Origin of the sequence: Achromobacter sp. ACM02 (assembly GCF_014851605.1) — a bacterium.
Taxonomy (GTDB): Bacteria; Pseudomonadota; Gammaproteobacteria; order Burkholderiales; family Burkholderiaceae_B; genus Achromobacter; species Achromobacter aegrifaciens.
The window spans coordinates 221,243-247,022 of sequence record NZ_JACUZY010000003.1; the positions used below are offsets into that span (position 1 = coordinate 221,243).

Annotated in this window: 22 protein-coding genes; 4 read left to right on the plus strand and 18 right to left on the minus strand. The window is 67.0% G+C overall.

The window, feature by feature from the left end; all coding sequences use genetic code 11:
- Positions 1-11: 11 nt before the first annotated feature.
- The 5 genes from IB258_RS09915 to kdpF are packed head-to-tail and all read right to left on the minus strand — an operon-like array spanning position 12 to position 7,543.
- Positions 12-2,798 (minus strand): sensor histidine kinase KdpD, encoded by a 2,787-nt coding sequence (locus tag IB258_RS09915; protein WP_192352527.1) that lies wholly within the window; start codon positions 2,796-2,798, stop codon positions 12-14.
- 51 nt (positions 2,799-2,849) lie between these two features.
- Positions 2,850-3,458, minus strand: a complete 609-nt coding sequence (gene kdpC / locus IB258_RS09920) for a potassium-transporting ATPase subunit KdpC (RefSeq protein WP_119450772.1) — start codon at positions 3,456-3,458, stop codon at positions 2,850-2,852.
- Positions 3,459-3,483: 25 nt separating this feature from the next.
- Entirely contained in the window at positions 3,484-5,643 is a 2,160-nt protein-coding gene (kdpB, locus tag IB258_RS09925; RefSeq protein WP_175181154.1) for a potassium-transporting ATPase subunit KdpB, read from the minus strand.
- 8 nt (positions 5,644-5,651) lie between these two features.
- Positions 5,652-7,454, minus strand: a complete 1,803-nt coding sequence (gene kdpA / locus IB258_RS09930) for a potassium-transporting ATPase subunit KdpA (protein ID WP_175159456.1) — start codon at positions 7,452-7,454, stop codon at positions 5,652-5,654.
- Positions 7,454-7,543 carry a K(+)-transporting ATPase subunit F gene (gene kdpF / locus IB258_RS09935; protein WP_013391886.1) on the minus strand — a complete coding sequence of 30 codons (90 nt, stop codon included), beginning with the start codon at positions 7,541-7,543 and terminating at the stop codon, positions 7,454-7,456. Before kdpF ends, kdpA begins: the two co-directional genes overlap by 1 nt.
- A 596-nt stretch (positions 7,544-8,139) precedes the next feature.
- Between kdpF and IB258_RS09940 the strand changes: the two genes are divergently transcribed.
- Together IB258_RS09940 and IB258_RS09945 are read left to right on the plus strand one after the other, a co-directional pair.
- Complete coding sequence (locus IB258_RS09940; RefSeq protein WP_054450082.1) at positions 8,140-8,418, plus strand: DUF4212 domain-containing protein; 279 nt, start codon at positions 8,140-8,142, stop codon at positions 8,416-8,418.
- Positions 8,418-10,508, plus strand: coding sequence for a sodium:solute symporter family protein (locus IB258_RS09945; protein WP_175159458.1), 2,091 nt, complete (start codon positions 8,418-8,420; stop codon positions 10,506-10,508). The genes IB258_RS09940 and IB258_RS09945 overlap by 1 nt, the downstream gene beginning before the upstream one ends.
- Here the strand turns inward: IB258_RS09945 and IB258_RS09950 are convergent.
- Genes IB258_RS09950 through trxB form a run of 5 tightly spaced genes read right to left on the minus strand, consistent with a single transcriptional unit; the run spans position 10,505 to position 14,218 of the window.
- A complete protein-coding gene (locus IB258_RS09950; protein ID WP_225590349.1) occupies positions 10,505-11,596 on the minus strand; it encodes a hypothetical protein in 1,092 nt (363 codons plus the stop codon). The genes IB258_RS09945 and IB258_RS09950 overlap by 4 nt on opposite strands.
- Positions 11,597-11,633: 37 nt before the next feature.
- On the minus strand, positions 11,634-12,281 hold the full coding sequence (locus tag IB258_RS09955) for a hypothetical protein (protein ID WP_054450088.1): 648 nt from the start codon (positions 12,279-12,281) through the stop codon (positions 11,634-11,636).
- Positions 12,278-12,607 (minus strand): multidrug efflux SMR transporter, encoded by a 330-nt coding sequence (locus tag IB258_RS09960; RefSeq protein WP_054450090.1) that lies wholly within the window; start codon positions 12,605-12,607, stop codon positions 12,278-12,280. Before IB258_RS09960 ends, IB258_RS09955 begins: the two co-directional genes overlap by 4 nt.
- Positions 12,604-13,272 carry a Smr/MutS family protein gene (locus IB258_RS09965; RefSeq protein ID WP_192352529.1) on the minus strand — a complete coding sequence of 223 codons (669 nt, stop codon included), beginning with the start codon at positions 13,270-13,272 and terminating at the stop codon, positions 12,604-12,606. Before IB258_RS09965 ends, IB258_RS09960 begins: the two co-directional genes overlap by 4 nt.
- Positions 13,259-14,218, minus strand: a complete 960-nt coding sequence (gene trxB, locus IB258_RS09970; protein ID WP_054450094.1) for a thioredoxin-disulfide reductase — start codon at positions 14,216-14,218, stop codon at positions 13,259-13,261. The genes IB258_RS09965 and trxB overlap by 14 nt, the downstream gene beginning before the upstream one ends.
- Positions 14,219-14,260: 42 nt before the next feature.
- Here trxB and IB258_RS09975 point away from each other — a divergent pair, with 42 nt between their 5' ends.
- Together IB258_RS09975 and lolA are read left to right on the plus strand one after the other, a co-directional pair.
- Positions 14,261-16,645, plus strand: a complete 2,385-nt coding sequence (locus tag IB258_RS09975) for a DNA translocase FtsK (RefSeq protein WP_119450774.1) — start codon at positions 14,261-14,263, stop codon at positions 16,643-16,645.
- Positions 16,645-17,268, plus strand: coding sequence for an outer membrane lipoprotein chaperone LolA (gene lolA, locus IB258_RS09980; RefSeq protein ID WP_054450098.1), 624 nt, complete (start codon positions 16,645-16,647; stop codon positions 17,266-17,268). Before IB258_RS09975 ends, lolA begins: the two co-directional genes overlap by 1 nt.
- Before the next feature lie 43 nt (positions 17,269-17,311).
- Here lolA and IB258_RS09985 read toward each other — a convergent pair whose 3' ends face one another.
- The 8 genes from IB258_RS09985 to IB258_RS10020 all read right to left on the minus strand — a co-directional run bounded on the left by IB258_RS09985 (position 17,312) and on the right by IB258_RS10020 (position 25,678).
- Complete coding sequence (locus tag IB258_RS09985; RefSeq protein ID WP_118931699.1) at positions 17,312-17,725, minus strand: RidA family protein; 414 nt, start codon at positions 17,723-17,725, stop codon at positions 17,312-17,314.
- Between the two features lie 53 nt (positions 17,726-17,778).
- Positions 17,779-19,233, minus strand: coding sequence for an amidohydrolase family protein (locus IB258_RS09990; RefSeq protein WP_054450102.1), 1,455 nt, complete (start codon positions 19,231-19,233; stop codon positions 17,779-17,781).
- Positions 19,234-19,246: 13 nt separating this feature from the next.
- On the minus strand, positions 19,247-20,119 hold the full coding sequence (locus tag IB258_RS09995) for a MurR/RpiR family transcriptional regulator (protein WP_054450103.1): 873 nt from the start codon (positions 20,117-20,119) through the stop codon (positions 19,247-19,249).
- 36 nt (positions 20,120-20,155) lie between these two features.
- A complete protein-coding gene (locus tag IB258_RS10000; protein WP_054450105.1) occupies positions 20,156-21,157 on the minus strand; it encodes an ABC transporter ATP-binding protein in 1,002 nt (333 codons plus the stop codon).
- On the minus strand, positions 21,154-22,161 hold the full coding sequence (locus tag IB258_RS10005; protein ID WP_054450107.1) for an ABC transporter ATP-binding protein: 1,008 nt from the start codon (positions 22,159-22,161) through the stop codon (positions 21,154-21,156). Before IB258_RS10005 ends, IB258_RS10000 begins: the two co-directional genes overlap by 4 nt.
- A gap of 2 nt (positions 22,162-22,163) precedes the next feature.
- Positions 22,164-23,039, minus strand: a complete 876-nt coding sequence (locus IB258_RS10010; RefSeq protein ID WP_192352530.1) for an ABC transporter permease — start codon at positions 23,037-23,039, stop codon at positions 22,164-22,166.
- Between the two features lies 1 nt (position 23,040).
- Positions 23,041-23,982: an ABC transporter permease gene (locus IB258_RS10015; protein ID WP_054450111.1), complete on the minus strand. Its 942-nt coding sequence runs from the start codon at positions 23,980-23,982 to the stop codon at positions 23,041-23,043.
- A 139-nt stretch (positions 23,983-24,121) separates the two neighbouring features.
- Entirely contained in the window at positions 24,122-25,678 is a 1,557-nt protein-coding gene (locus IB258_RS10020) for an ABC transporter substrate-binding protein (protein WP_054450112.1), read from the minus strand.
- Between the last annotated feature and the right edge of the window lie 102 nt (positions 25,679-25,780).

The window sequence follows — 25,780 nt, forward strand, 5'->3', positions numbered from 1 at the left end:
CGTTGCGGCGTTCAAGGGGTTTCGGATTGGATCGGAGGCGGCGCGCCCAGGGGCAGCGTAAAGACGAACTGGGCGCCGGATTCCTGGCCCGGCGCGTGTTCGACCCAGATTTTCCCATGGTGGGCGGCGATGATGGCCTCGCACACGGCCAGGCCCAGGCCGACGCCCGGGGTGGCGGACTCGCGGTCGCCGCGCGTGAATTTTTCGAAGATGCGGCGCTCATCGCCCGGCGGCACGCCCGGGCCGTTGTCGCTGACCGCCACGCGCAGTTCGCCCTCGTGTACGTCCGCATGCAGACGCAGGGCGCTGCCGGCAGGCGTGTACTTGGCCGCGTTCTCCAGCAGATTGCAGAGCACGCGTTCGATCAGTACGCCGTCGCATTCCACCAGCGGCAGATGCGACAGGCTGTCCACGGTGACGCGGTGCGCGGCCAGCGGTTCGCGCATGGCGGCAAGCGAAGCGCCGACCAGTTCTTCGATGGATTGCCATTCCAGGCGCAGCGGCGTGTCGCGGTTCTGCAGCCGCGCCATGTCCAGCAGATTGACCACCAGCGCGTGCATGCGCTGGGCCTGGTCGCGCATGGCGCGGACGGTGTCGTGGATGTCGGGCGGCAGCGTCGCCTGCTGGCGCATCAGCGTGTCCGTCATGCCGACCAGGCTGGTCAGCGGGGTGCGCAGATCGTGCGACACGGCCGCCAGCAGCGAGTTGCGCAGCTTTTCGGATTCCATGCTGACCAGCGCCTGCTGCGCCACTTCCACGTAGTGCAGGCGTTCCAGCGCGATGGCGATCAGGGTGGCGTAGGCCTCGATCTGGCGGCGCGAGTCTGGATTCAGGAACAGGCTGCGGCGCGGAGCGGCCAGGGCCAGCACGCCGCGGGTGCGCATCGGCGCCTTCAGCGGCAGATACAGCAGTTCGCTGTTGGACAGGGTGGAGGTGCCTGCGCCGGCCGGCTGTCCGTGGTCGTAGACCCATTGGGCCAGCGCGGATTCCAGCGGCGGCATGTCGTCCGCGGCGGGAGACGCCAGCTTCAGGCGGTCGTCCATGCCCAGGATGTATAGCGCGCAGCGCGAACCGAAGGTGGCATGCACGAAGGCGCCCGCCAGGGTGACGATCTGCTCGGGCAGCAGCGCGGACGACAATTCGCGCGCGAATTCGTAGAGGCTGCGCGCATCGGCTTCGCGCTTGACCGAAGCCTGCGCCTGCAAGCGCAGGCCGGCCGTCAACTGGCCGATCAGCAGGCCCACCGACAGCAGCACGCCGAAGGTCAGCAGATACTGCACGTCCGATACGGCGAAGGACGCCAGCGGTTGCACGAAGAAGAAATCGAACAGCCCTACGCTGATGACCGAGGCCAGCGCCGCCGGTCCGCGTCCGTGGCGCAGCGCAACGGCCACCACCGCCAGCAGGAACAGCATGACGATGTTGGTCTGGTGCAGCGCCGGGAAGGCCAGCATGGACAGCGCGGTGGCCGCGGCGCAATAGCACAGCGCCCAGGCGTAGCCCGCCAGCGGCCGCGGATTGCGCTCGTCGGCGGCCTGGCGCGTACGTTGTCCCAGCGTGAGCGGATCGCGCCCCGGCGCGGATGCGGCCGGCAGCGGCGGCGCGCCCAGGCGGATGATGTCGATTTCGGGGCAGCCCGCGGCCAGCATGTCGGCAAAGCTGTGGCGGCGCCACAGCCAGCCCGGCGAGATGGCCGCGGTCAGCAGCGCGGACAGCGACAGGCGCAGGCGCTGCAGGCCGCTGGCGCGGGTGCGGCCGATGATGGCCTTGGTGATGTTGTGGCGGCGCACATAGCGCACCACGGCGTCGACCATGTCGCCGCCGGCCAGGACTTCGCTGCGCGCGCCCAATGCATCCGCCAGGGCCAGGCTGCGCTGGATGCGCTCCTGTTCGGCCTGGGGCGGCGGGGCCGCGCGCGGTGTGTCGATGGTGACCACGTGCAGATCGCATTCCAGCTGCTGGCTCAGGCGGTGTGCGCTGCGGATGACGTACTCGGCGTCCACGTCCGGACCGATACACGCGACCACGGCTTCGCGCGTACGCCACACGGGTTCGATGGCGCGGTCGCGGCGGTAGGCCTGGACGTCGTCGTCGACGTGGTCGGCGGTGCGGCGCAGCGCCAGCTCGCGCAGCGCTATCAGGTTGCCCTTGCGAAAGAAATTGCGGGTGGCGTGGCGGGCCTGTTCCGGCAGATAGACCTTGCCTTCCTTCAGTCGGCGCAGCAGCTCGTCGGCCGACAGGTCCACCAGAATGACTTCGTCGGCCGCATCGAAGGCCTCGTCCGGCACGGTTTCCCAGACGCGCACGCCGGTGATGCTGCCCACGGCTTCGTTCAGGCTGTCCAGGTGCTGCACGTTCAGCGTGGTCCAGACGTCGATGCCCGCCGTCAGGAGTTCCTGGATGTCCTGCCAGCGCTTGGCATGGCGCGAGCCTGGCGCGTTCGAATGCGCCAGCTCGTCCACCAGCACCAGGTCGGGATGGCGGGCCAGTGCGCCGTCCAAATCAAATTCCTTCAGCACGTGGCCGCGGTACGGCACGTCCTTGAGCGGCAGGACAGGCAGGCCTTCCAGCAGCGTGGCGGTTTCGCGCCGGCCGTGGGTCTCGACGATGCCGGCCAGCACGTTGGCGCCCTGGGCGGCCTGCGCGCGCGCCGCCTCCAGCATGGCGTAGGTCTTGCCCACGCCTGCCGACGACCCGAAGTAGACGCGCAGCTTGCCGCGCACCGCCTGGCGCGCGGCGTCGTCCAGGGTCTTCAAGAGCGCGTCGGGGTCGGGACGCTCGCCAGCGATATCAGCCATGAACGCGCAGTAGGTGTGAGGGAACGGCTGGCAATACTATACGCCGCGGCATTAGCGGGCTGGACGCAATTGGTCCAGCGCCAGGTTCAGCGTCAGCACGTTGACCGCGGGGTCGCCCAGCACGCCCAGCCAGGGCTTCTCGGTATGGGCCTGGATCAGCGCGTCGACCTGCGCGCGCGGCAGGTCGCGGGCGCGCGCCACGCGCGCCGCCTGGTAGGCAGCGGCGGCCGGGCTGATGTGCGGATCCAGGCCGCTGCCTGATGCGGTGACCAGGTCCACCGGCACCGGGACCGGGTTGTCCGGATCGGCCGCCTTCAGGGCAGCGATGCGCGCCTGGATGGCATCGGCCAGCGCCGGATTGCGCGGCCCCAGGTTCGAACCGCCGGAGCCGGCGCCGTTGTACGGCATGGGCGCGGTGGCCGACGGGCGGCCCCAGAAGTAGGCAGGCGAACTGAACGACTGGCCGATCAGTTCGGAGCCGACGACGCGGTCGCCTTGCTTGATCAGCGAGCCGGCGGCCTCGTGCGGGAAGACGGCGGCGGCGATGCCCGTGGTCAGGAAGGGATAGGCCAGGCCGGTCACCAGCGACAGCGCGGCGAAGACGACCAGCGCGGGACGCAGGATGCCGCCTTGGCGCGGCAGTGTGGCGGAATTTTTCATGATGGGTTCCTTGCGGTTTCGGGGCTCAGGCCCAGCCCAGGGCGGCCAGGACCATGTCGACCAGCTTGATGCCGGCAAACGGCACCAGCAGACCGCCCAGGCCATAGATGAGCAGATTGCGGCGCAACAGCACGGCCGCGCCCAGCGCGCGATAGCGCACGCCCTTGAGCGCCAACGGGATCAGCACCACGATGATCAGCGCGTTGAAGATCACGGCAGACAGAATGGCCGAGGCCGGTGTGGCCAGGCCCATGATGTTCAGCACGTTCAACTGCGGATAGACGGTGGCGAAGGCGGCCGGAATGATGGCGAAGTACTTGGCCACGTCGTTGGCCACGCTGAAGGTAGTGAGCGCGCCGCGGGTCATCAGCATCTGCTTGCCAATCTCGACGATCTCGATCAGCTTGGTGGGGTTGGAATCCAGGTCCACCATATTGCCGGCCTCCTTGGCGGCCTGGGTGCCCGAATTCATCGCCACCGCCACGTCGGCCTGCGCCAGCGCAGGCGCATCGTTGGTGCCGTCGCCCGTCATCGCTACCAGCCGGCCCTCCGCCTGGTAGGCGCGGATCAGCTTGAGCTTGGCCTCGGGCGTGGCTTCCGCGAGGAAGTCGTCCACGCCCGCCTCGGCGGCGATGGATGCGGCCGTAAGCTTGTTGTCGCCCGTGATCATCACGGTCTTGATGCCCATGCGACGCAGCTCCGCGAACCGCGATTGGATGTCCGGCTTGACGATGTCCTTCAGCTCGACCACGCCCAGCGCCCGATTACCGTCGCTGACCATCAGCGGCGTGCTGCCGCGGCGGGCCACGTCTTCGGCCAGGCGCAGGGCCTGTTCCGGCACGGTAGAGTCCTGCTCGGCCAGCCAGGCCTGCACGGCGTCGACCGCGCCCTTGCGGATCATGCGGCCATTAAGGTTCACGCCGCTCATGCGCGATTGCGCGGTGAAGGGCACGAATTCGGCATGCGCCGTGGGCGCGGCCGGGGCGTGGATGGACTTGTCGGCCAGCGCCACGATGCTGCGGCCTTCCGGCGTTTCATCGGCCAGCGAGGCCAGGCGCGCGGCCTCGGCCAGTTCGCGCGCGGACACGCCGGGGGCAGGTAGAAAGGTCGAGGCCTGGCGGTTGCCGAAGGTGATGGTGCCGGTCTTGTCCAGCAGCAGCACGTCCACGTCGCCAGCGGCTTCCACGGCGCGGCCGGACGTAGCGATGACGTTCGCGCCCATCATGCGGCTCATGCCGGCCACGCCGATGGCCGACAGCAGGCCGCCGATGGTGGTGGGGATCAGGCAGACCAGCAGCGCGACCAGCACCGTGACCGTCACCACAGAACCGCCGCCAGCGGCGTTGACCGCGTAGATCGAGAACGGCATCAGGGTCACGACCACCAGCAGGAACACCACGGTCAGGCCCACCAGCAGGATGGTGAGGGCGAGCTCGTTGGGCGTCTTCTGGCGCTTGGCGCCTTCGACCATGGTGATCATGCGGTCCAGGAAGCTCTCGCCGGGGTCGGCGGCGATGCGCACGAAGATCCAGTCAGACAGCACCCGGGTGCCGCCGGTGACCGACGAGAAGTCGCCGCCGGACTCGCGGATCACGGGCGCGGATTCGCCGGTGATGGCGCTTTCGTCCACTGACGCCACGCCGGCGATGACCTGGCCGTCGCCAGGGATGATGTCGCCCGCTTCGACCAGCACTACGTCGCCCCGGCGCAGCAGGCCCGAAGGCTGGCTGACTGCCTGGTTGCGCCAGGCGCCGGGCGCAGCCAGGCTGGCGTCGGCATCGCGAAAGCCCTTCAGCAGACGGGCGTCGATGGTGGTGCGCAGGCCGCGCAGGGTGGCCGCCTGCTGCTTGCCGCGGCCTTCGGCCAGGGCTTCGGCGAAGTTCGCGAACAGCACGGTGAACCATAGCCACACGGCGATCGCCAGGATGAACCCGGCGGGCGCTTCGGCCCGGCCGCGCAGGGCCATGACCCACAGCACCGTGGTCAGGATGCTGCCGACGTAGACCACGAACATCACGGGGTTCTTCAACTGCGCGGCGGGCGATAGCTTGCGCAGGCTGTCCAGCACCGCCGGACCGATCAGGGCGCGCGACCACATGCCGAACTGGCGTTCACGCGCAACGTCAGTCGCGGCGCGGGCGGCGCCGCCGCCGGCGCCGGTAGTAGAAGTTTCAATCTTGGCCATTTTCATTCCTAGCCTTTAATTTGCAGGTGTTCCGCCACCGGGCCCAAGGCCAGTGCGGGCACGTACGTCAAAGCGCCTACCAGCAGCACCGCGCCGATCAACAGCACCACGAACAGCGGGCCGGTGGTGGGCATGCTGCCGGGACCGGCGGGCAGCCGGCGCTTGGCGGCCAGCGAGCCGGCCATCGCCAGGATGGCGACGATGATGGCGAAGCGGCCGAACCACATGGCGACGCCCAGCAGCACGTTGTAGAAGGGCGTGTTGGCCGACAATCCGGCGAAGGCGCTGCCGTTGTTGTTGGCGGCCGACGTCAGGCCATAGAGGATTTCGGAGAAACCGTGGATGCCCGGATTCAGCACGCCAGCCTGGCCGGCCGGCACCGAGACCGCCAGCGCCGTGCCGACCAGCACCAGCAGCGGGGTAGCCAGGATGACGATGGAGACCATCTTCATGTCATAGGCTTCGATCTTCTTGCCCAGGTATTCCGGGGTGCGGCCTATCATCAGTCCGGCGATGAAGACGCCCAGGATGGCGAAGGCCAGCATGCCGTACAGGCCCGAACCCACGCCGCCGAAGACCACCTCGCCCAATTGCATCAACAGCATCGGCGTCAGGCCGCCCATGGCGTTGAGCGAATCGTGCATGCCGTTGACTGCGCCGCAGGACGCCGCCGTGGTGACGGTGGCGAACAGCGAGGTGGCGGCGATGCCGAAGCGGGTTTCCTTGCCTTCCATGTTGCCGCCCGGCGAGAACGCGCTGAGCGCACTGTCGGCGCCGGCCTGCGCGGCCATCGGATTGGGCTGCTGTTCGAAGTAGGCGGCGGACAGGGCGAACACCGCGAACAACACGGTCATGGCCGCCAGGATCGCGATGCCCTGGCGCCGGCTGCCCACCATCTCGCCAAACGAAAAGCACAGCGCGGCGGGAATCGCCAGGATGGCCAGCATCTCAAGGAAGTTAGCCAGCGGCGTGGGGTTCTCAAACGGATGCGCGGAGTTGGCGTTGAAGAAGCCGCCGCCGTTGGTCCCCAGCAGCTTGATCGATTCTTGCGAAGCGACCGGACCCATGGCCAGGGTCTGGGTCTTGCTGACGGCGGGATCGGTCACGGCCTGTCCCTGGGCGTCCAGCACGGGCTGGCCTTGGGCGTCCACGCGGGGCTGCTCGTAATGCACCGCCTCGATCGTCTGGACTTCCTGATAGGGGCTGAAATTCTGGATCACCCCCTGGCTGACCAGCGCCAGCGCCAGGACCAGGGACAGCGGCAGCAGCACGTACAGCGTGCTACGCACCATGTCGGTCCAGAAGTTGCCCACCGTGGCCGAGCAATGGCGCGACAGGCCGCGGATCAGCGCGAACAGCACGGCGATGCCGGTGGCGGCCGAGACGAAATTCTGCACCGTCAGCGCCAGCATCTGCGTCAGGTAGCTCATCGTCGATTCGCCGCCATAGCCCTGCCAGTTGGTATTGGCCACGAAGCTGATGGCGGTGTTCAGGGCCGAGTCCGGTGACACCGCGCCCATGCCGGCGGGATTGAGCGGCAGCATGCCCTGCAGGCGCTGCAAGGCGTAGACGGCCGCGATGCCGATGATATTGAAGGCCAGCACCGCCACGGCGTAGCGCTTCCAGCCCATTTCGGCCTGCGGGTCTATGCCCGCCAGCCGGTAGATGCCGCGCTCGATTGGACGGCCCCAGGCGGTTAGCCGGGATTGCCCGTTTTCCATGGCGATGCGGATGTAACGCCCGAGCAGGGGCGCGATCGCAAGCAGGACTGCCAGGTACGCGACCAGCAATCCGACGAATTCGGCGGTCATCAGAATTTCTCCGGTTTGAACAGCGCGACCAGCAGGTACACGAACAACAAGGCGGCCGTCAGGCCGCTCAGCCAATAGAGCCAGTTCATGGCTGCTCTCCCGCAGACAAGGTTTCGCAGAACCGCAACAGGGCGAAAGTCAGCCCGGCCATGACGGCAAAGATGGCGATATAGAAGGCATCCACGTTTTTCCTCCCGGGAGCGGCGCTCCCTTCGAACGACGGGCCTGCTCGGCGAATAGGGATGCGCGCCGGGCAGGCGTAGTGACCAATCAGGACATCGGCAGGTTACGGAGCGGGGGGTAAAAACGGGGTATACGTTTGGGAGGGGGGTGTAAATGAAACGTAAAATCCCAATATTCAGTACGGGAATACCGAATTGCACCAAGTTGGTGCATGGAATATGTAAATGAATGCTCCTTCTTAGGGCATTCCCCTAGTGTGACAATCCCGCATCTGGTGCAGAATCTCTTCCCATGCAGGTGAGGAGACAAAGCCCTGCATGGGCAAATACCGGCGGCACCGGTACATAAAAAAAGTAAAGCAGTACCCAAAAAAAGCAAAACGCACAACGGCTGGCACCAGGTAGTGCCGGCCGTTGTCGCATAAAAAGCCGGCATTTCAAGCGCAAAGGCTTTTCAAGCGCCGCGTTTCGCGATAATCAGACAGGGTTCGCTCATCCCAGCTATGTCGGAATCGCGCCTTTCATCCTCGGCACCCGCCACGACTCCCTATTGGCGCCGCAATTTGTGGCTGATCCTGGTGTTGCTCGTCGCCTGGGCCGCGCTGACCTTCATTCCCGCTTTTTTTGCCCGCAGCCTGAACTTCGATTTCATCGGCTGGCCGTTCGCGTTCTGGATGGCGGCCTATGGCGCGCCGCTGGCCTACCTGGTCATCATCGGCATCTACGCCCGGATCATGAATCGCGCCGATGAGCGCTCCGACGACACGGGAGGGCACCGCTGATGCCGTTTTTCAGCGGAGACACGCCCCAGCAATTCAGAGTCCGGCTGCGCCGCATCTACGTGCTGTACACGGCGGGCTTCGCGTTGATGATCCTGTTGATGGCGCTGGCCGAGATCCTGGGCATGCCGCGCAACTGGATCGGCTATGTATTCCTGCTGGTCACGGTCAGCCTGTACGCCGGTATCGGCATCGTCTGCCGGACCTCGGATCAGGTGGAATACTACGTGGCCGGCCGGCGGGTGCCCGCGATCTACAACGGCATGGCCACCGCCGCCGACTGGATGTCGGTGGCTTCCTTCATCGGGGTGGCCGGCACGCTCTACCTGACGGGCTACGGTGGGCTGGCCTACATCATGGGCTGGACCGGCGGCTACGTACTGGTGGCGATGCTGCTGGCGCCTTATCTGCGCCGCTTCGGCCAATACACCATCCCCGACTTCATGGGTGCGCGCTATGGCGGCAACATGCCGCGCCTGGCGGGCGTGGCCTGCGCCATACTCTGTTCCTTCACCTACCTGGTGGCGCAGATCTACGGCGTGGGCATCATCACCACGCGCATGACCGGCATTTCCTTCGAGCTCGGCATCTTCGTGGCGCTGGGCGGCATGCTGGTCTGTTCGTTCCTGGGCGGCATGCGCGCGGTCACCTGGACGCAGGTGGGGCAGTACATCATCCTGGTCATTGCCTATCTGGTGCCGGTGGTCTGGCTGTCCATCAAGCACACCAACATGCCCGTGCCGCAGTTGTCGGCCGGGGTGGTGCTGCAGCAGGTCACTGAAAAAGAAATCTACCTGCAGAACGACCCGTCCGAAATCGAGGTGCGCAGGCTTTGGCAGGAGCGCGCCGACGAAATGGGCCGCCGGATGGCGGCATTGCCAGAATCCTGGACACTGGAAAAGGACAAGCTGCGCAGCCGGCTGGCGCAGTTGACGGCGAATGATGCGCCCATGGTCGAGATCCGCTCGGCCGAACGCGAGCTGGCCGGCTATCCCCCCAGCGTGGAGGAGGCGCGTGTCGCATGGGCGCAGGCCAAGGCCGCCTTCGAGGCGCGGGCGGCGCCCGCCACACCGCATGCGGAACCGTTCCCGTCCAAGGATCCGGAAGAGCAGCGCAATATGCGCGTCAACTTCCTGGCGCTGGTGCTATGCCTGATGCTGGGCACCGCCGGCATGCCGCACATCCTGATGCGTTCATACACCACGCCTTCAGTCATCGAGGCGCGTAAATCGGTGTGCTGGTCGCTACTGTTCATCCTGCTGCTGTATTTCATGGCGCCGGCGCTGGCGCTGCTGGTGAAGTACGAGGTCTATACACAGGTGGTGGGGTCCAGCTTTCTCAGCCTGCCCAACTGGGTGCATGCCTGGAGCGCCGTCGACAGCAATCTGCTGGACGTGACCGACGTCAACCGCGACGGCATCGTGCAGTTGAGCGAAATCAGCATGGGCGCCGACGTGGTGGTGCTGGCCATGCCGGAAATCGGCGGGCTGCCCTACGTCATATCGGCCCTGGTGGCGGCGGGCGGGCTGGCTGCGGCGCTGTCCACCGCCGATGGCCTGTTGCTGACCCTGTCCAACTCCCTGTCGCACGACATGTGGTACCGCATGGTGTCGCCGCGCATGTCGGCGGCGCGCCGCGTGATGGTGTCCAAGATCCTGTTGCTGCTGGTGGCGTTCGGTGCGGCCTGGGTGGCGGCGCGCAAGCCGGCGGACATCCTGTTCATGGTGTCGGCCGCGTTTTCCTTCGCGGCTTCGTCGTTTTTCCCGGCGCTGGTCATGGGCGTGTTCTGGCGCCGGGCCAACAAATGGGGGGCGACGCTGGGCATGGCGGCGGGGCTTGCGGCGACGTTCGCCTATATGACGCACACGCATCCGTGGCTGCGCGAATGGGTGCTGGGCATTTCACGCACCCAGCCCGTGGACCTGTGGTGGGGCATCCAGCCGATCGCGGCGGGCGTGTTCGGCGCGCCGGTGGCATTCCTGACGATCATTGTGGTGTCCCTGCTGACGCCGCCTCCCGACCGGGCCACGCTGGCGCTTGTGGACTACCTGCGGCATCCGGGCGCACCCAAACCGCAGGGCGAACGCGCCTAAGGCGCTGCGCAGGCGTCGGCCTTCCGGTTTTCCGGATCGACGCAGGAAGCCCATGCCGCCGCGGGCATCGTTTGCAGCAGGGTATAGGTCTGGCCGGGCGCCCATAGCCATTGCACGCCGCCAGGCGTCTGGCCGGCGGCCTCCCAGACCCGTTTGCGTTGCGCGCTGGTCATGGGGAACTGTCCATCGTCGCCGCTTTTGCCTTTTGCCAGCACCTGGGCGGGGTCCCGCTTGGCGTCATAGATGCTGACCATGCCTGCGGCGGTCTGCTTGGGTTGCACGATGGTCCAGTCGTAGTTGTACGAATCCAGCGCTGGCGCTTTCCAGGCCGGACCGGGCAACACTAGTACGGCATAGTGGCCCGGACTTTCGCGGTAGGGCAGTCCCAGAACGGCGGGCTCGTCCGCCCACGCCGTCCGCTGGCGCAAGTAGCGCTGCGCCCTGCGGCCCTGAGCGTCATACGTCACGACTTCGAACGCGTCTTCGGATCTGTCTTGATAGGAAATCGTGCGCAACAGCCGGCCCGCCGCGTCATGCACGTAGCGGGCCATGGGCCGGGAGCGCGCCGAGCAATCGTTGGCGCCCAGCTCGGCCAGCCAGCCGTGGGCGTCGTAGCGCAGGCAGTAGCGCGCCGGCCGGTTGCGGCGGCCGTCCCATGCGCGCGAGCGCTCCTCGTAGCCAGTCAGTCGACCGGCGGTGTCATAGTAGAAGCGCGTTTCAGCGTCTGGCGGGGGCAGCTTGGCCCTGCCCGATGCGCGGGTTTCGTGGACAGCGTTGGCACTGTAACGGGCGATGCCGCACAAATGCTGGCGACCGTCGGGGGCGCTTTCCCAGCGCAGCATCGTGACGCCGATGCGGGCGTGCGGCGCGGCGGCGTAGACGGACCAGTCCACCTGTTCGGCCCAGATGGCGGGGGAGGCGCGTCCGTCCGTGTCTATGGCGACGCCAGGCAGCCATGACCGGATGCGCGAGCCGTCCAGCGCCAGCAAGGTATTCGTGTCGTCCAGGGAAATGTCCATCACCCTGGTGTGGCGCTGCGCGGACGCCGCCAGTGGCTCGCAGAGCGCGCTGGCCAGCCCCGGCACCATGGAAAGTGCCGTCAGCGCAAGCAGACGCAGAGAGCAATCAAAGCGCGGCATTGTGCAGGTAGGCGATCAGCCCCCAGAGTTCGCTGCTGACGCCGCCCAGGCGCAAGGCGTTGTCGCGGGTGTCCATCAGCAGGAAGGGGTAGGCGTTGCGTTCCAGCTTGCCCGGAGGAGGTAGTCGGTAAGGCGTGAAGTGCTCGCCCGACAGCAGGTAGGTATTGGTCATGTCGCCGACATCCACATGCAGGTACCAGACGGTCAGCTCCGCGACGTTCAGGGCAGCATCCGCTTCCGGATACAGGCCGCCCTGGCCGGCGGGGATGGCACTGTCCAGCACGGCCATGAGCACGGCGCGCGGGCCAGGCTTCGGAAAGTTTGCGCCTTCACCGCCGCGCTGCGTGAACGCCTGGCGGATGAATCCCGCGCCGCGTGAGCCGGGCACCACCGTGCGGGCGAACATCGCCTCCAACTGGGCTTGCGACAAGGGGCCGGGCGTAGCGGACAACTGGTCCAGGTCCTGCTTGAAAGCGCTCAGCCAGGTGCGGTAGCGCACGAGCTCAGCCGCGCGGTTGAACTCCTGGGCCCAGGCATTGCCGGCCGGCAGCAAGCCCAGACAGCCCAGGCACAGCCAGGCCGCCAGCCAGCGGCGGATCCGGGAACTCGCCGTGGACCCGTCGCGGGGCTTCAATGCGAAACGGATTTCGAGAACACGTTCATCACCACCACGCCGGCGATGATGAGGCCGATGCCGATGAGCGCGGGCGTGTCCAGGTGCTGCTTGAACAGCACCGCGCCCACGATGGATATCAGCACGATACCCACGCCGGACCAGATGGCGTAGGCGATGCCCACCGGTATCTCGCGCAGGGTCAGCGACAGGAAGTAGAACGAGATCAGATAGCCGAACACCGTCACGATGGACGGCGCCAGGCGGGTGAAGCCTTCGGACCCCTTGAGCGCGCTGGTCGCGAAGATCTCGGCGATGATCGCTATGCCCAGATAGAGCCACTTCATTTGCGCGTTCCTTCGGCTTGTCGCAGCAGCACCAGCAGGGCGCCCGCGCCGCCTTCGCGCTCGGGCGCCTCGGAAAACGCCAGCACCTCGTTTTTCTGCACCAGCCAGGTGCGGGCCTTGTCCTTGAGCACCGGTTCCAGCCCCTGTGAGCCATAGCCCTTGCCGTGCACGATGCGCACGCAACGGATGCGGTGCTCCTGGCATTCGTCCAGGAACGACAGCAGGGCGTGGCGGGCCTGTTCCACCCGCAGACCGTGCAGGTCCAGTTCGGCGCCTGCGCGCCATTGGCCGCGGCGCAGGTTGCGCGCGGTGTCGGGCGCGGCGTCGCTGCGTACGAAGGCGGTGCCGCCTTCGGACAGCAGATGCGTGATTTCGCCGCCGTCTGAGACGCCGGCGTCGGCGCGCGTGGGCGTTTCGCCCAGCGCGTTGGCGCGGCGCAGCGCGGGCGCAGGCTGTGCCACGGGCTTGTGCTCCACCCGGGCGGCCTGCTTGATGGGCGTGACCGACTGCATCGTGCGCTTGAACGCCGCCATGTCGTCCACGGGGGCGGTGTCGGCTTTTTTCAGCACCGCCACCCGCTGGGCCAGGGCGGCGCGTTCGCGCTCGGCCTGCAGGTCTTTCTTCAGGCGTTTCAGGTCGGCCAGGCCGACCTTACTGCCCCGCATTCTCCAGCCACCGTTGTGCGTCCAGCGCGGCCATGCAGCCGGTGCCGGCGCTGGTGATGGCCTGGCGGTAGACGTGGTCCTGCACGTCGCCGGCCGCGAACACGCCCGGGACCGAGGTCATCGTGGCCATGCCGGACAGGCCGCTCTTGGTGACGATGTAGCCGTCCTTCATTTCCAGTTGGCCCTGGAAGATTTCGGTGTTGGGCTGGTGGCCGATGGCGATGAAGGCGCCGGTGGCCGCCATGTCTTCGGTGACGCCGGTGTCGACGTGGCGCACGCGCACGCCGGTGACGCCGCTGTCGTCGCCCAGCACTTCTTCCAGGGTATGGAACAGCTTGAGTTCCATGTTGCCGTTCTCGACCTTGCTCATGAGCTTGTCGACCAGGATGGGCTCGGCGCGGAACTTGTCGCGGCGATGGATCAGGGTGACCTTGCGGCAGATGTTCGACAGGTACAGCGCTTCTTCCACGGCGGTATTGCCGCCGCCGACGACGACGACGTCCTGGTTGCGGTAGAAGAAGCCGTCGCAGGTGGCGCAGCCGGACACGCCGCGGCCCATGAAGGCCTCTTCAGACGGCAGGCCGAGGTACTTGGCCGAGGCGCCGGTGGCGATGATGAGGGCGTCGCAGGTGTAGATCTTGCCGGTGTCGCCCGTGAGGGTGAACGGGCGCTTGGACACATCGACCTTGGCAATGTGGTCGAAGATCATTTCGGTGTTGAAACGTTCGGCGTGCTTCTGGAAGCGCTGCATCAGGTCCGGACCCTGCACGCCATCGGCGTCGGCCGGCCAATTGTCGACGTCCGTGGTGGTCATGAGCTGGCCGCCTTGGGCCAGACCTGTAACAAGAACAGGGCTCAGATTGGCGCGTGCCGCATAGACGGCCGCCGTGTAACCGGCGGGGCCGGAACCGAGTATCAAAACTTTAGCGTGCGTAGGCGTGGACATGGGCGGGTATCTTTAGGTTAACGCCCAATTATAATGAGCCGCATGCCGCGTATCTCGACTGCTTCTCCGCGCGCCTCGCGCAATACCCGTAACGGGCCTTCCCCCCTGCAGACGCGCTTGTCCGCCCTGCTGCGCGAAGCCCGCTGGATCCTCTTCGCCGCCCTGGCGGCCTGGCTGACGCTGGTGCTGGCCACCTGGAATGCGGCCGACCCTGGCTGGTCGCATTCCGTCCCCGCCGGCGCCATCCACAACAAGGGCGGGACCCTGGGCGCCTATCTGGCGGACATCCTGCTCTATCTGTTCGGCTTTTCCGCCTGGTGGTGGGTAATTTTGCTGCTGCACCGGGTGCGCGCGGGCTACCGCCGCCTGGCCAGTCATCTTCGCGTTACCAATAGTAAGCAGCCGGAAGTGTTGCCCCGCGTCCACTGGGAGGAGGGCATCGGTTTCTTTCTGCTGCTGGTGGGGTCGCTGGGCATGGAAGCCCTGCGCCTGGCCAGCCGCGGCACGCATCTGCCCGGCGCCTCCGAGAACACCAGCGGCGCCGGCGGCGTGATCGGCCAGACGCTGGCCGACCTGATCGGCCGCAGCATCGGTTTCACTGGCAGCACGCTGGCCTTTCTGGTCATGCTGGCCATCGGCCTGAGCCTGTTCTTCTCGTTTTCCTGGCTGTCCATCGCCGAACGCGTGGGCTCGTGGCTGGAGGGCCTGGTGCGTCGCGTGCGCGACTCCTACGCCGCCCGCGAAGACCGCAAGGTCGGCGAGGTCGCCAAGGCCGTGCGCACCGAACAGGTCGTGGCCAAGCAGGAAAAGCTGGTCCACGAGCAGCCGGTGCGGATCGAACCCGCCATTACCGTGGTGCCCAAGTCCGAACGCGTTGAAAAGGAAAAGCAGCAATCGCTGTTCTTCGCGCCCTCGGGCGGCGCCGAAGGCGATCTGCCCGCGATCAGCCTGCTGGATCCACCCCTGGCCAACCAGGAAACGGTGTCGGCCGAAACCATTGAATTCACTTCGCGCCTGATCGAAAAGAAGCTGGCCGACTTTGGCGTGTCGGTCACCGTGGTGGCGGCGCAGGCCGGCCCGGTCATCACGCGCTACGAAATCGAGCCCGCCACGGGCGTGAAGGGCAGCCAGATCGTCAACCTGGCCAAGGACCTGGCGCGCGCGCTCAGCCTGGTCAGCATCCGGGTGGTGGAAACCATTCCGGGCAAGAACCTGATGGGCCTGGAACTGCCCAACCCGCGCCGCCAGATGGTGCGCCTGTCCGAGATCCTGGGTTCGCAGACCTACCACGCCAGCCATTCCGTCGTGACGATGGCGCTGGGCAAGGACATCGCCGGCAATCCGGTGGTGGCCGACCTGGCCAAGATGCCCCACCTGCTGGTGGCGGGCACGACCGGTTCGGGCAAGTCCGTGGGGATCAACGCCATGATCCTGTCGCTGCTGTACAAGGCGGACGCGTCCCACACCCGGCTGATCCTGATCGATCCGAAGATGCTCGAAATGAGCGTCTACGAAGGCATTCCGCATCTGCTGGCGCCGGTGGTCACCGACATGCGCCAGGCCTCCAACGCGCTGAACTGGTGCGTGGGCGAAATGGAAAAGCGCTACCGCCTGATGAGCAAGATGGGCGTGCGCAACCTGGCGGGCTACAACACCAAGATCCGCGACGCCATCAAGCGTGAGGAACCCATTCCGAATCCGTTCTCGCTGACGCCGGACGCGCCGGAGCCGCTGTCGCCGCTGCCCACCATCGTGGTGGTCATCGACGAACTCGCCGACCTGATGATGGTGGTGGGCAAGAAGATCGAAGAGCTGATCGCCCGCCTGGCACAGAAGGCGCGCGCCGCCGGCATCCACCTCATCCTGGCCACGCAGCGTCCCAGCGTCGACGTCATCACCGGCCTGATCAAGGCCAACATCCCGACGCGCATCGCGTTCCAGGTGTCGTCCAAGATCGACTCGCGCACCATTCTGGATCAGATGGGCGCCGAAACCCTGCTGGGCCAGGGCGACATGCTTTACATGCCGCCGGGCACCGGCCTGCCGGTACGCGTGCACGGCGCGTTCTGCAGCGATGACGAAGTGCACCGCGTGGTGGAAAGCCTCAAGGCGCAGGGCGAACCCAACTACATCGAAGGCCTGCTGGAAGGCGGCCTGGACGGGGATGCGGGCGAAGGCGCCAGCAGCGTCACCGGCATCGGCGGCGACGCCGAATCCGACCCGATGTACGACCAGGCTTGCGAAGTGGTGCTCAAGCACCGCCGCGCGTCCATTTCGCTGGTGCAGCGCCACCTGCGCATTGGTTACAACCGTGCTGCCCGGTTACTGGAGCAGATGGAGCAATCGGGTATGGTGTCGGCGATGCAGTCCAATGGCAACCGCGAGATCCTGGTTCCCGCAGCCGCCGCCGCCCGAGAGGAAGCTTGATGAAGATGTTCCGCCGACTGGCCGCCGTGGCGGCCCTGAGCCTGGCGCCCGCCATGGTGTTTGCCGCCAGCGCGCAGGAGCAGCTGCGCGCTTTCGTGGCCACGGTGACCTCGGCCACCGGCTCGTTCTCGCAGTACACGGTGAACAATCAGGGCCGCACGCAGCCCGCCCAGACCGGCGTGTTCTCGTTCCAGCGTCCCGGCAAGTTCAAGTGGGCGGTGCAGAAGCCCTATGAGCAACTGGTGATCTCGGATGGCCGCCAGGTATTCCAGTTCGATCCGGACCTGGCCCAGGTCACCGAACGCAAGGTCGATGCCGCCATCGGCACCTCGCCCGCCGCCATCCTGTTCGGCTCGGGGTCGCTGGAGCAGTCGTTCGACGTTTCGGCCCTGCCGTCCAAGGATGGGATCGATTGGCTGCGGGCCAAGCCGCGCACCGCCGATGCGGGTTTTTCGCGCGTGGACATCGGCATGAAGGACAACCTGCCGGTGCGCGTGGAGCTGCTGGATTCATTTGGCCAGACCACCCGCGTGGATCTGTCCGGCATTGCCGCCAACCCACAGCTGCCGGCCAAGGAATTCCAGTTTGTCGCGCCCAAGGGTGTTGATGTCGTGAAGATGTGAAAAAAGCCTGGCAACGCCAGGCTTTTTCTTGTGTGGTGTCCGCTTAGGGACGCTTATACGCGATGCAGTCTACCTCGACCTTGGCGTCGACCACCAGCGACGACTGCACGCAGGCCCGCGCCGGCGGGTTCTCGCCGAAGTATTCCTTGAACACCTTGTTGAACGACGCGAAGTCGCGCGCGTCGTCCAGCCACACGCCGCAGCGCACGACGTGTTCGGGACCGTAGCCGGCTTCCTTCAGGATGGCCAGCACCTGCTGGATGGCCTTGTGCGATTGGGTCACGATGCCGCCTTCGACGACTTCGCCGTTGTCCATCGGCACCTGGCCGGACACGTGCAGCCAGCCGTCGGCCGCGACCGCGCGGGCAAAGGGCATGTGCGAGCCACCCTGGCCCGTGCCGCCGGCGACGCCGTAGCGGGTGATGCCGTTGCTGTCGGCGGTGGGAGCATTGCTCATGGTTCTCTCCTTGAAATGAATGGCCGGTTTTGCGCCGGGATTTCGCCCGTTGCTTACTGGAAGTTCTTGCGCAGGTCGCCGCTGCGCGGCAGCCAGCGGCCGGCGCGGTCGCCGGTGGCCTCGCCCTGGCGATAGGACAGGGCGCCATTGACCCACACCGCCTCGATGCCAGCGGCAGTCTGCACCGGCGCGGCGAAGGTGGCGCGGTCGATGACCGTGGCCGGATCGAACAGCACCAGGTCCGCGTGGTAGCCCTCGCGCACCAATCCGCGCTCGGCCAGGCCGAAGCGGGCGGCAGACAGGCCCGTCATCTTGTGCACGGCCTCCGTCAGCGGGAACAGCCCCACGTCGCGGCTGTAGTGGCCGAGCACGCGCGGGAATGCGCCCCAGAGCCGGGGGTGAGGCATGGGATCGTTGGGCAGGCCGTCGGAGCCCACCATGGTGAGCCGGTGCGACAGCACGCGGCGCACGTCGTCTTCATGCATGTTGTGGTACACGGCGCCGGCCGGCTGCAGGCGCGCGGCCGTTTCGAGCAGGCTCAGGCCCCAGTCGGAGGCAATGTCGGCCAGCTTGCGGCGGGCCTGCTCCGGATGCGGCACGGACCAGGTGATGTCGATGTCGAACTCGTCCGTGACCTGCTTCAGGTCCAGGGTCGAGGAGCTGGCGGAGTAGGGGTAGCAGTCGCAGCCCACGTGTTGCAGGCGGCCAGCGGTCTCGAGCGCGGACAGCACTTCTTTCGTGCGGCCCCAGTTGCCGGCGCCGGCGCATTTCAGGTGCGACACCACCACCGGCACGCGGGCATGCTGGCCGATGTCGAAGGCTTCCTGCATGGCCTCCAGGATGGCGGCGAACTCCGAGCGCAGGTGGGTGGTGTAGAGCGCGCCGAATTCATCCAGCGCCTCGGCAAGCAGCTTGACCTCTTCGGTGTCCGCGTCGAACGCGGAGGCATAGGCCAGGCCGGTGCTCAGGCCGATGGCACCATGGGCCAGCGCGTCGCGCAGCTGCTCGCGCATGGCCAGCACTTCCTCGCGAGTGGCGGCGCGGTCGAGCCGGTCCATGTGGTTGCTGCGCAGGGCAGTGTGGCCGACCAGCGCGGCCACGTTCACGGCGGGGCGCGCGGCCTCGATGGCGCGGGTGTAGTCCGCGAAGGTGGGGTAGCTGAAGTCCGCGCGGGCGCCCAGCAGGTTCATCGGGTCCGGCGGTTCGCCGCGCAGGGCCACGGGCGACGCGCTGATGCCGCAATTGCCCACCACCACGGTGGTCACGCCCTGGGACAGCTTGGGCAGCATGTCCGGCGTGCGGATGACGTTGGTGTCGTCATGCGTGTGCACGTCGATGAAACCCGGGGCCAGCGCCAGGCGGGTGCCATCGATGATCTGGCGCGCCGCCGCGCCGGGCAGGTCGCCGATGGCCGCGATGCGTCCGTCGGCCAGCGCCACGCTGGCGCGGTAGGCGGGTTCGCCGGTGCCGTCCAGGACCAGCACATTGCCTATGAGGGTGTCGTACATCTTGTGTTCCAGTTCAATCGCCCAGCGGCAGGCGGTTCGGACCGCCGCGGTGTTCGTCCAGCGCCAGCTTGATGCGGCGCAGGCGCTCCCGGTTTTCTTCCTGGTTGAGCATGGCCAGTTCGGTCGAGAGCAGGTCTATGGCCAGCATCATCGCGTAGCGCGATGCCGAGGGCTTGTAGATGAAGTCGGTTTCGTCGGTGCGGATGGGCAGCACCACGTCGGCCAGTTCAGCCAGGGCGGAGGTGGCGTCGGTGATGGCGACGATGCGCGCCTGGTACTGCTTGACGATGCGGGCCGCGCCCACGATTTCCGGCGTGAGGCCCGAGGCCGACAGGATCAGCACCGCGTCGCGTTCGTCCAGCGTGGCCGCGACCATGCGCAGCAGCACCGCATCGCTGTACACGGCAATGGGATAGCCCAGGCGCACCAGGCGCGACTGCACTTCCTGCGCCAGTACGGCCGACGCGCCGCCCATGCCGAAGACGTAGATCATGCGCGCGCCGTCCACAATGCCGGCGGCCGCCTCGAACAGTTGCTCGGTGAAGTTGGGCAGGTGGGCGCGCAGCGTGCTTTCGATGTCGGCGTAGATGCGGGCGTAGAAGGTGCTTTCCTCGGTTGGCGCGCTGGGGTCCAGGAAGCGGCTGCCCACTGTGCTGGCCTGGGCCAGCTTGAGCTTCAGGTCGCGGGTGTCGTCGCAGCCGACCGTGCGCGCGAAGCGCGAGATGGTGGCGATGCTGACGCCGGCCTTGGCCGCCAGCTGGTCGACGGTGGCGCTGGCGCCCCAGATGATGTCGTCCAGGATGGCGTCGGCGACCTTGCGTTCGGTCACGCTCAGCGAGTCCCGCCGACTGCGTATCTGGAAGACGATGTCGCGGATGATGTTCATGTGGGCTTCCTGGATCTGTTCTGGACTGGGCGGTTATCAGGCGGCCAGCTCGGCGTCGCCGATGCGCGAACACGCCACATAGTGGCCCGGGCCGACATTGGCGGCCTGCGCCTCGGTGGTTGCGCAGCTTTCGATGGCGTAGGGACAGCGGGTGCGGAACACGCAGCCGGAAGGCGGGTTGACCGGGCTGGGGATGTCGCCCTTCAACAGGATACGCGAGCGCGGCGCGCGCGGGTCCGGCACCGGCGCGGCGGACAGCAGCGCGCGGGTATAGGGATGGCGGGGGCGGGCGTAGACCTCACTGGTCGGGCCGCGTTCCATGACACGGCCCAGGTACATCACCACGACCTCGTCGCACAGGTAGTCCACCACCGCCAGGTCGTGGGCCACGAACAGCATGGTCAGGCCCAGGTCGCGCTGCAGGTCCTGCAGCAGGTTCAGCACCTGCGCCTGCACCGACACGTCCAGCGCGGACACCGGCTCGTCGGCCACGATGAAATCGGGCTCGACTGCCAGCGCGCGGGCGATGCCGATGCGCTGGCGCTGGCCGCCGGAGAACTCGTGCGGATAGCGGCGGCTGTGGTCGGCGTTCAGGCCCACGCGTTCCAGCAGCTCGCCGATGCGGGCCATGCGGCGGTTCTGGGCAAGCCGGTGGGTGTCCAGCGCTTCGCCCAGGATCTCGGCCACCGTCATGCGGGGGTTGAGGCTGGCGTAGGGATCCTGGAACACGATCTGCATGCGGCGGCGCCAGGGCAGCATCTGCTTTTCGGACAGCTTGGTGATGTCCTGGCCGTCGAACAGGATGCGGCCGGCGGTGGGCGCGAACAGGCGCAGCAGGGCGCGGCCGGTGGTGGTCTTGCCCGAGCCGGATTCGCCGACCAGGCCGACGATGGTGTTGCGCGGCACGTCGAAGCTGACGCCGTCCACGGCCTTCACGACCGGCGCATGGCGCGCCTGCGAGGTGGGGAAGTGGACCTTGAGGTCCTGGATCCGCACCAGCGGCTCCTCGGCGCGGATGGGAATGGGGCTACTCGTCATATCGGATTCACCTTGATGCAGCGCGCGCGGTGGTCGGTCTGCACCGGCATGAGTTCGGGTACGGCGGCGCGGCAGTCGTCGGCAGCCAGCGGGCAGCGCGGCGCGAAGGTACAGCCGGCCGGCAGCGACAGCACGCTGGGCACGTTGCCCGGGATGGCGCGCAGCCGTTCGCCGGAGGCCAGCAGGGCGGCCGTGGGGATGCAGGACAGCAGACCGCGGGTGTAGGGGTGCGTGGGCTTTTCGAACAGGTCGTAGACGCCGGCGTCCTCGACCACGCGGCCCGCGTACATGACCGCCACGCGATGCGCGATCTCGGCCACCACGCCCAGGTTGTGCGTGATGAACAGGATGCTCATGTTCATCTCGGCCTGCAGCCGGCGCAGCAGGTCCAGGATCTGCGCCTGCACGGTCACGTCCAGCGCGGTGGTCGGCTCGTCCGCGATCAGCACGGCGGGGTTGCACGCCAGGGCCAGCGCGATCATCACGCGCTGGCGCATGCCGCCCGACATCTGGTGCGGGTACTCGTTGATGCGCCGCTCGGCCGCCGGGATTTCGACGCGTTCCAGCATTTCACGGGCGCGCCGCATGGCCGCGTCGCGGGAGCCGCCCTCGTGCTGCAGCACGGCTTCGGCGATCTGGTCGCCCACCGTGTACAGCGGATTCAGGCTGGTCATGGGCTCCTGGAAGATCATGGCGATTTCGGCGCCGCGGATCTTGCGCAGGGTGGCGGGCGAGGCCTGGGCCAGGTCGTGCTGCGCGCCCTGGCGGTCGCGGAACAGGATCTTGCCGGCCTCGATGCGACCCGCCGGCTTGGGCAGCAGGCCCATGATGGACAGGCTGGTCACGGACTTGCCGGAGCCGGACTCGCCGACGATGGCCAGCGTTTCGCCGCGGGCCAGGTCGAAGGTAACGCCGTCCACGGATTTGGCGATGCCGTCGCGGCTGTGGAACCAGGTCTTCAACCCTTCCACGGAAAGCACGACGTCTCGGGTGCTTGCGGTCATGATTACAGCTCCTTGCGCAGGCGCGGATCGAGGACGTCGCGCAGGCCGTCGCCGACCAGTTGCAGCGACAGCACGGACAGGACGATGGCGATGCCGGGGAAGATCATGATCCAGTCGGCCGAGCCCATGTACTGCTGGCCGGCGTTGATCATGGTGCCCCAGGTGGGGATGTCGGGCGACACGCCCACGCCCAGGAACGACAGGCCGGCTTCGGCCAGGATCGCGTAGGCGAAGATGAACGTGCCCTGCACCAGGATGGGCGACACCAGGTTGCGCAGCACGTGCACGGTGACGAGGCGCCAGGTGGGCACGCCCAGCGCGCGGGCGGCTTCGACGAAGGGCAGTTCGCGGATCACCAGGGTCGAGGCGCGCACGATGCGCGCCAGGCGCGGCGTGTAGACGATGCCCAGCGCGATCACCACGTTGACCAGCGACGGCCCCAGCGCGGCCACCAGCGAGATCGCCAGCAGGATGTCGGGAAAGGCCATCATGGCGTCGATCAGGCGCGACACGAACTTGTCCGCCGTGCGGAAGAAGCCCGCGATCAGGCCCAGCGCGATGCCCAGGATGCTGGACACGATCACGACGGAGAAGCCCACCATCAGCGACAGGCGGCCGCCGTGGATGACGCGGCTGAACACGTCGCGGCCGAAGTCGTCGGTGCCGAACCAGTGCGCGGCGCCCGGCGCCTTCAACCGGTTCATGATGGACAGCTTGAACGGATCGTAGGGGCTGATCCAGGGCGCCAGCAGCGCAGCCAGGACCAGCACGACGATCACGATCAGGCTGATCAGCACGGTCTTGCGCGACACCAGCAGGCGCAGGACCTGCCAGCGGTCGGCGCCCGCGCCGGAATTAGCGGTAGTTGCGATAGCCATATCAGTAGCGGACCCGGGGATCGACCAGCAGGTAGAGCAGATCGATGAAGAGATTGATCAGGACGTAGATGGCCGCGATGATCAGCAGCGCGCCCTGGATGACGGGGTAGTCGCGGCGCAGCACGGCCGACACCACCAGGCTGCCCACGCCGGGCAGGCCGAACACGGTTTCGGTCACGACCGCGCCGCTGATCAGCAGCGCCGTGGTCAGGCCCAGCACTGTCAGGATCGGGATCAGCGCATTGCGCACGGCGTGCTTCAGGATCACCTTGCTTTCGGGCAGGCCCTTGGCGCGCGCGGTGCGCACATAGTCGTCGCGCAGCACGTCCAGCATGCTGGCGCGGATGAAGCGGGTGATCAGCGCCGAGTTCACCAGGCCCAGCACCACGGCGGGCAGGATCAGGTGCGACAGGCGGGTCATGAGCGAGGCGTCGGGGCCGCCATAGCCGGCCACGGGCAGCCAGCCCAGCTTGACCGAGAACACCTGCATCAGCAGCAGCCCGAGCCAGAAGCTGGGCACGCTGGAGGTGAACATCGAGAACGACAGTACCGACTGGTCCAGCGTGGTGCCGCGTTTGACCGCGGACAGTATCCCCACCGGCAGCGCGATGGCGCTGGCGATCAGCAGCGACATGAGCGTCAGCAGGATGGTGGGTTCGGCGCGGTCGGCCAAGGCCGACAGCACCGGCTTGTTCATGAAGATGGATTGGCCCAGGTCGCCTTGGGCCAGCTTGCCCAGCCACGAAACGTACTGCACGGCCATCGGCTGGTCCAGCCCGAGCTGGGTGCGCAGGGCGGCGATGTCCTGCTGGCTGGCCTGCGGACCCAGCATCACGGCGGCGGGATCGCCTGGCGTGACGCGGATGATCACGAACACGATGGTCGCGACGATGAACATCACGGCCACCAGCCCGACCAGCCGGTTTAAGAGATAACGCAACACGATGGATGTCCTAAAAAAGCGTCGTATCGTGGGGAGGGGCGGCGCGCTTGTTGGAAGGGCGCGCTCTGCGGGTCATGCATTGATGCGTGGAGCGCGGCAGGAGGTCTTGTGTGCGCCTTTGCCCTGCCGCGCTACGCCATTACTTGGACTTCCAGGCGTTCCAGAAGTAGGGCCACGGCACGGCCTTGGTGCCTTGCAGCGACGGCGAGCGCGCGGCCTGGGCGTTGAAGTCGCCGACCTTGATGAAGGGCACTTCGTCGTACACGGCCTGCTGCACATCGGCCCAGCGCTTGATGCGCTCTTCCTGGTTGCTGGCCTGGTTGAAGGCGTCCAGCGCCTGGTTGCGGCGGGGGGTGTCCCACCAGCCCGGCGCGTCCTTGGACGGGAAGTCGATCAGGGCGGGTTCAGGCAGGAAGGGGCTGTGCGTGATGAAGACGTCCCACAGGGCCGGGTCCTGGCGGCGCTGCGTCAGCGTGGCCCAGTCCACCACCTGCATGTCCACGGTGAAGCCCGCGGCCTTCAGGTATTCGGCGGCGACCAGCGCCATCTTGTAGTGGAACTCGTACTGCTGGCTGGTCAGGATGCGGATCTTGCGGTCCTGCACGTTGGCGCCATCCACCAGCTTCTTGGCGCCGGCGGCGTCGCCCTTGTTGTAGACCTTGCCGCCCAGGGACGTGGCCCAGGGATAGCCCTCGGGATACAGGTCGCCGTTGAGCTTGTAGAAGTTCTTGTCGCCGAAGGCGGCGTACAGCATGTCTTCTTCGTTCAGCGCCAGCTGCACGGCCTGGCGGACCGCCAGGTTCGACATGATGCCTTGCTTGGTATTGAGCACCAGGCGCGGCCAGCCGAAGGGCTTGAGCATGACGGGGTCGGAGCGGCCGTTCTTGAGCTTGGGCAGCGATTCCACCGGCAGCGAGTCGACGTAGTCGAACTGGCCTGCCACCGCGCTTTCGACGCGGGTGTTGGCGTTGCTGACCGGTACGAAGCGGATCTCGTCCAGGTACTGCTTGCGCGCGCCGCCAAAGCCGTCAGGCTCGCCTTCGCGCTGCTTGTAGCCTTCGAAGCGGACCAGCTGGATGTACTGGTCGGGCACGCGCGCCTTCAGTTGGTAGGGGCCGGTACCGACGAATTCGGTCAGGGCCGGAGCGATCTTGCCCTTGGGCATGATGACGGCGGCGCTGTTGTTCATGGCCAGCAGCGCGGTCAGGGGCGCATAGGGCTGCTTGAGCGTGATGCGGATGGTGTTGGCGTCCGGCGCTTCCATGCCGGTGATGATCTTGGCGGCCATCTTGCCGCGCGTGGCGGTCTCGGTCCAGCGCTTGAGCGAGGCCAGCACGTCGGACGAATCCATCTTGGATCCGTCATGGAAGGTGATGCCCTGGCGCAGCGGGATCGTATAGGTCAGCCCGTCGGCCGAGACTTCCGGCAGCTTGTCGGCCAGGAGCGGGGTCAGGTTCCACTTGCCGTCGAAGGTGTACAGCGTTTCGAAGAAGTGCTGGGTCAGGATGCCCACCAGGTCGGCCGTGCTGGTCATCGGATCCAGCGTGGGCGGCTCGCCTATGGTGGCAACCGAAATCGTGCCTCCCTTGATCGGCGTGGCACAGAGGGCGGGGGTCGACAATGCGGTCAAGCCAATTGCGCCGGCCAGCAGCAGGCTATTGAGCCCACCGCCTCGCCGGGAGGTACGGAAGTTCATGATTCTCTCTCCAGAGGGTCAAAAACGGGTTTTGCTTGTAGTAATTAGAGGTTTGCGCCGGAATCCCGCGATTCCTCCTGCCCGCCGGGTACCGGCGCGGTG